The organism is bacterium (genome assembly GCA_021372535.1).
Taxonomy (GTDB): Bacteria; Latescibacterota; Latescibacteria; order Latescibacterales; family Latescibacteraceae; genus JAFGMP01.
Map to the genome: position 1 here is coordinate 22,232 of JAJFUH010000102.1, position 6,416 is coordinate 28,647.

At 52.4% G+C, this 6,416-nt stretch carries 2 protein-coding genes; both read left to right on the plus strand.

Features of this window, described 5'->3' with window-relative positions; translation table 11 throughout:
* Window positions 1-103 precede the first annotated feature (103 nt).
* A complete protein-coding gene (locus tag LLG96_09505) occupies window positions 104-2,260 on the plus strand; it encodes an adenylate/guanylate cyclase domain-containing protein (GenBank protein MCE5250440.1) in 2,157 nt (718 codons plus the stop codon).
* A gap of 247 nt (window positions 2,261-2,507) precedes the next feature.
* Window positions 2,508-6,416 (plus strand): PQQ-binding-like beta-propeller repeat protein (locus LLG96_09510; protein ID MCE5250441.1); only part of this gene is annotated, 3,909 nt, incomplete at its 3' end.

Below are 6,416 nucleotides of genomic sequence, written 5' to 3' on the forward strand. Positions count from 1 at the left end.
TTATGCCTTGTGATTTCTTTCTTAAGCACTTTGTGCTGATCCTTGACAGCTTATGACCATGTACAAGGTGTTTTCTATCATGCTTTAAAACAGGTAATCAGGTATGCCGGGTTTATCTGAACGTAAAAAAAACCTCGTTATCGATATAATCGTGACTTTCATCGTTTTTTGCGTGATGACCGTCATGTTTGCCGCGGGAATATTCCGTTCGCTTGACTGGAAGCTGTTCGATGCATTCATGAACGTTCGGCGTCACACACCGGTTCACAGCGAGAATGTCGTTATTGTCAGCATCGACGAGCGAAGCCTTCAGTTTTTCCAGAAACGCGGCGTTTCGTGGCAGTGGCCGCGTGATTTTTACGCCCATCTGGTACGGTATCTGACACAGTGCGATGCCCGCGCCATTGTTTTCGATATGATTTTTTCCGATCAGGACGACGACCGCACCGGTTTTGCTACCGGCAGGGAAAACGACGAGAATTTCGGTCAGGCGATCAGCGAATCGGGGAGAACGTATCTTGTGGCAGAGGCGCATCCCGATACAATTCCCGAAAATCCATTCAGTCCTTCGATTTTTCTTCCGGATAATACATTTTTTGATCAGCTCAGGCTGGAACCGTACAAGTTCGGTATCTTCCCGATACCCGAAATATCCCATGGAGCCAAAGGTATCGGGCTCGCCAGCGCGGTGTCCGAAGAGGATGGCATATACCGGCGGTATCCGCTTGTTCTCAAGGTTCACGAGAAATTCATTCCTTCCCTTGCATTTGCGGTGGGGCGCGATATTGTGGGCGAACAGGCTGTGATGAAGAAGCTGTTCGAGCCATCGGGCCGAAGTACCCTTGTCGACCGTAACGGGAAATTGCTCCTGAACTGGTACGGCATCGGCGGACCCAACGGGGTATTCACTTATTATTCGTTCCATGCGGTTATTGCCTCGTATATGCAGACCGACCGGGGTGAAGTGCCGATAATACCCCGCGAGGCGTTCAAAGACAAGATTGTGATTGTCGGATCTCATTTCCAGGGACTGCTCGATATCAAGCCGACGCCTTTCTCGACAGTCAGATATCCGTATCCGGGAATGGAGATTCATGCGACCGCCATCGAGAATTTTATCAGGAACGATTTTATCCGCCGTCTGCCGTCATGTGTGGTCGTTCTCGGAATAGCCGCTGCTTCCGTGATCATGCTCGGGGCGTTCAGGCTGTTCACGAATCTCCGTACATACATTGCCGTTTTTGCCGCGGTTCTGATTCTGGAAACGGGAATCGCCTACTGGCTGATTACCCAAAACGTATGGATGTCGTGGTTCGAGATTCTCAGCGCCACAACGCTGTCGTTTGCCGGTCTCGTCATTTCGGGATATTTCCGGGAGAGCAAGCATAAAAGGATTTTACGGAAGAGCTTCGAACAGTATGTCAACAACTCCGTGCTTGAACAGATTCTCGAAAATCCCAACGCGGTCGATTTCAACGGGCGGGTTTTTACCGCTACCGTCATGGCCACCGATATTGCGGATTTCACCTCGATTTCGGAAAAGCTCCCGGCGCGTGAGGTTGTGTCGCGGCTTAACGATTACCTTTCCGAGGTCTCGGAGTCTCTCATCGACAACAGCGGTTTCATCAATAAATACATCGGTGACGCTATACTCGCCGTGTTCGGCGCGTTCGGGGAAGAGGAGCACGAACGTAAAGCCTGTATTGCGGGCTTGAGAGCCATGAGCATTATCGCGCGGAAAATCGAAGAGTCAAAGGCCCAGGACCGTGTTCCCTTCATAACGAGGATGGGAATCACGACGGGCGACCTGACCATGGGGAATATCGGCTCGAACCGTAAGCTCGAATTCACCGTGATCGGCGATACGGTGAACTCCGCGTTCAGGCTCGAAGGCATCAACAAGCACTACAATACGCGGATGCTCGTCAGCGAATTCACCAAGGAAGGCGCCGGCGACGGATTCGAGTTCCGTCATATCGACACCCTCAGGTTCAAGGGAAAGGACACACCCGTACGGGTGTACGAGCTCCTCGGCATGGAAGGGGAAGTCGGCCCGGATATTCTCAAGAGACGAGATGAGTACGAAGATGCGCTCAGATTTTATTCCCAAGGGGATTTTGTCCGCGCACAGGAGATTTTTTCACGTCTTGCCGGACAGGACGATCCTCCTTCGCAGGTTATGAAGTCGCGGTGTGATATTTTCGTTGTCAAGCCTCCCGGACCCGGGTGGTCGGGGATATGGACGATGTATTCCAAATAAATGCCGCGGATGAAACATAGTGGAACTTTATAGGTAATCGGGGACCGGATTATTACCGAAAAGCGCCTCCGGCACTCGGACTGATCGTGTTCAGGAGTCCCGGCGGGACTTTTCGACAATAGACCGGCATTTCAATGCCGGGCGACTCACTGTTTAACAGGACACTACTGATTCCATGATATATTACGAATGCATATTCAATCCTTACCATACACGTATTAAAATAAAAAAGAGGCGCAATGAGAATATGACAAAGAAAAAACACATTTTCGGGTATGTCGTACTGCTGGGACTCGCTGTTTCGAGTCTGGTTTCGGGCCAGGACCGTCCATCAGGAAGCGACACATTGTGGAAACCCCCCGGATACGCGGGGAAAGCGCCGTCATCGGGAGCACGCGTTCTCGAAAAACCATCACACGGTGCGCAGGTATTCAATGGGACAAGACTGACCACGAGCACAGAATACCGTGACCGGTTCGAGACGGCATGGTCTCCCGACAACAAATGGGTAGCCTACGGCGAAGAGGGCGAGATTTATATCGTTCCCGTTACGGGCGGCGGCCCGATAAACATCACGGCGAATATCGACGGCTGGTGTTCGATCCCCAGTTTTTCGCCGGACGGCTTGGAGGTGATTTTCTCGCGCTATGACGGGAGTGAGTGGACAACGTACGAGATCGATGCTGTCAATATCAAGGAAAAATCGTTACGTCTTGTGCTTGATCTCGCGGTGGAAGGCGTTTTGAGTCACAGCGGCACCTATTTGGCATGCAGAGCGCTTACCGGCGAGCTCGTGATCTATAATACCACGAACGGCGATATCAAGGTCATCAATGCGGACGACAGCTCCTTCGGTCTTCTCACCTTCAGCCCCGATGACATGTTTATCGTCACATCCATCGCCAATCAGGACGGAATATCCAACCTGTACCGGATTCCCCGCGATGGCGGTGCGGCGGTGCAGCTGACCTTCAATTTCTTCGACACCGGGTATCCCGAATATTCGCCCAACGGGAAATCGATCATGTACACCGGTTTTCCCGACATAGGCCGTCTCTATCTCTACGATTTCGCAACGGGTGGGTCAAAACAGATGTTCCCCGAATGGGAGCAGGAACATATCTGCGGAAGCTGGTCTCCTGAGGGGAAATTTATCAGTTACCTGCTCGATGTGGACGGCACGTTCGAGGTGTTCAGAATCCTCCTTCCGGGAAACGAACCCATAACACAGGGCGGCCTTGCCGACAGTGCCTGGCCGATGAGTGGCCAGAACCTCCATCACACGGGAAGAGGGATTGCCTCCGTTGCTGCGTCAAGTACGTTGAAATGGAAATTCCAGACAGGCAGAGAAATCTATTCCGCACCTACGATAGGTGTTGATGGTACGGTGTATGTTGGATCCAATGATACGTATCTCTATGCGGTAAAACCGGACGGGATGTTGAAATGGAAATTTCAGACCGGAGGCGATATCGCTTCTTCGCCCGCGATAGGCGCCGATGGCACGGTGTATGCGGGGGCCTGGGCTACAGATACATATCTCTATGCGGTAAAATCTGACGGGACATTGAAATGGAAATTCCAGACAGGAGGTGATATCACATCCTCACCCGCGATAGGCCCTGACGGCACGGTGTATGTAGGGTCCGGGGATAAGTATCTCTACGCGGTAAACCCGGACGGGACATTGAAATGGAAATTCCAGACCGGAGGTGGGGTCGGCTCGCCTGCGATAGGCCCTGACGGTACAGTGTATGCTGGTTCTATGGATACGTATCTCTATGCTATAACATCTGAAGGGACATTGAAATGGAAATTCTGGTGTGTCAGTGGTGTCAGTTCCTCGCCCGCGATAGACTTCGACGGTACGGTGTATGTGGGGTCTTCTGATCGTAATCTCTACGCGGTAAACCCGGATGGGACATTGAAATGGAAATACCAGGTTGGTAATTACGTTTACTCACCCTCAATAGGCTCCGATGGCACAGTGTATGTAGGGTCTTTGGATAAGTATCTCTACGCGGTAAAACCGGACGGGACATTGAAATGGAAATTTCAAACCGGGGGTGTTGTTCTATCCTCGCCCGCGATTGGCTCCGGCGGCATAGTGTATATTGGTTCTGAAGATAAATATCTCTACGCAGTAAAACCGGATGGGACATTGAAATGGAAATTCCAGACCGGAGCTGAAGTCGCATCATCGCCGGCGATAGACTCCGATGGTACGGTGTATGTGGGGTCTAAAGATGGTTATCTCTATGCTTTCGCTCCGGAAATCCCCGGCGCCGGAACCATAACCGTCACCTCCCCCAACGGCGGGGAATTCTTCTTCGCCGGGCAGACCGTACCCATCACATGGGAAACTTCCGGCGTGTCCGAGCTCTACCTCGAGTACTCGACCGACAACGGCGCGAACTGGACCATGATCGAGGGCGGAGTGAACGCCGGTGCGAAATCGTACGCATGGACAGTACCGGATGCCTCCTCCAAAACCTGCCTTGTCCGTATAAGCAATTCTTACGATATGAGTATACAGGATGTGAGTAACGCGGCGTTCACGATCAGGTCGCCCTATCTCCGGATTGTTACGCCGAACTCGGCGGAAAGCTGGGTTATCGGCTCGACGCAGATCATCACATGGGAGGCCCGGGATGTCGCCGCGATAACCATCGAGCTGTCTGTCGACAACGGCGCGGCATGGACATTAATTGCGAAAAATGTTGATGCGATGAAGAAGTCATACTCGTGGACGATCCCGAACAACCCGTCCGACAAGTGTCGCGTGCGCATCACCGATGAATCCGGCTCCGGCATTATTTCATCGAGCTACAGCGCGTTCACGATCAAGGCGGCCGAACAGCCAGTGGCGTCGGTGCGGGTCATCGCGCCAAACGGCGGAGAGGTCTGGACGGCCGGCAAGGCATACAAGATAACCTGGCAATCGAGTAATGTGAAAACGGTCGCCATTGCATACACATCGAACGACGGGACGACATGGACAGTGATTGCCACGGGTGTCGATGCCACGGCCGCCGCATATGAATGGATTATACCCGACTCTCCCTCGACGGCATGCAGGGTACGCGTTATCGATGAATCAAATTCGGGTGTTCTCGGGAGAAGCTATGCCAATTTCACCATCGTGGCGCCCACGGGCGGTCTTGCCGACAGTGCATGGCCGATGAAAGGCCAGAACCTCCAGCACACGGGGAGAGGGATTGCCACCGTTGCTGCTTCAAACACGGTGAAATGGAAATACAGGACCGGGGGCAATATCTTCGAATCCTCGCCCGTGATAGGCTCCGACGGCACGGTCTATGTGGAGTCTAATGATTCTTATCTCAATGCGGTGAAATCTGATGGGACATTGAAATGGAAATTCCAGACAGGCCAAGCTGGTATGTCCGCAGGTTATGCTTCGCCCGCGATAGGCGCTGACGGCACGGTGTATGTGGGATCTGAAGATAAATATCTTTACGCGGTAACATCTGACGGGACATTGAAATGGAAATTCCAGGCTGGGGGTAGTCTCTACGCTTCCTCGCCTGCGATAGGCTCCGACGGCACGGTCTATGTGGGGTCTATTGATGGTTATCTCTATGCGGTAACATCTGGCGGGACATTGAAATGGAAATTCCAGACAGGGAATAGCATCGCTTCATCACCCGCCATAGGCTCCGACGGCACGGTGTATTTTGGGTCTGGTGATGGTTATCTCTATGCGGTAACATCTGACGGGACATTGAAATGGAAATACCAGACCGGGGGTCAAGTCCAGTCCTCGGCCGCAATAGGCTCCGACGGCACGGTGTATGTGGGGTCTCATGTTTGGGGTTCGGGGAGTAATACGTATCTTTACGCGGTAAAATCGGACGGGACATTGAAATGGAAATACCAGACTGGCGGTCAAGACTGGTCCTCGCCCGCGATAGGCACCGACGGCACGGTGTATGTAGGGTCTTGGGATACTTATCTCTACGCTTTAAAATCGGACGGGACATTGAAATGGAAATACCAGACTGGCGGTCAAGTCAATTCCTCGCCCGCGATAGGCACCGACGGCACGGTGTATTTTGGGTCTGATGATACTAATCTTTACGCGGTAAAATCGGACGGGACATTGAAATGGAAATACCAGTTTGAGGGTTCTATCCAG

Bases quoted from the DNA above. Each gene is read 5' to 3' on its own strand.
- LLG96_09505 (MCE5250440.1), top strand. From the start codon at position 104: ATGCCGGGTTTATCTGAACGTAAAAAAAACCTCGTTATCGATATAATC.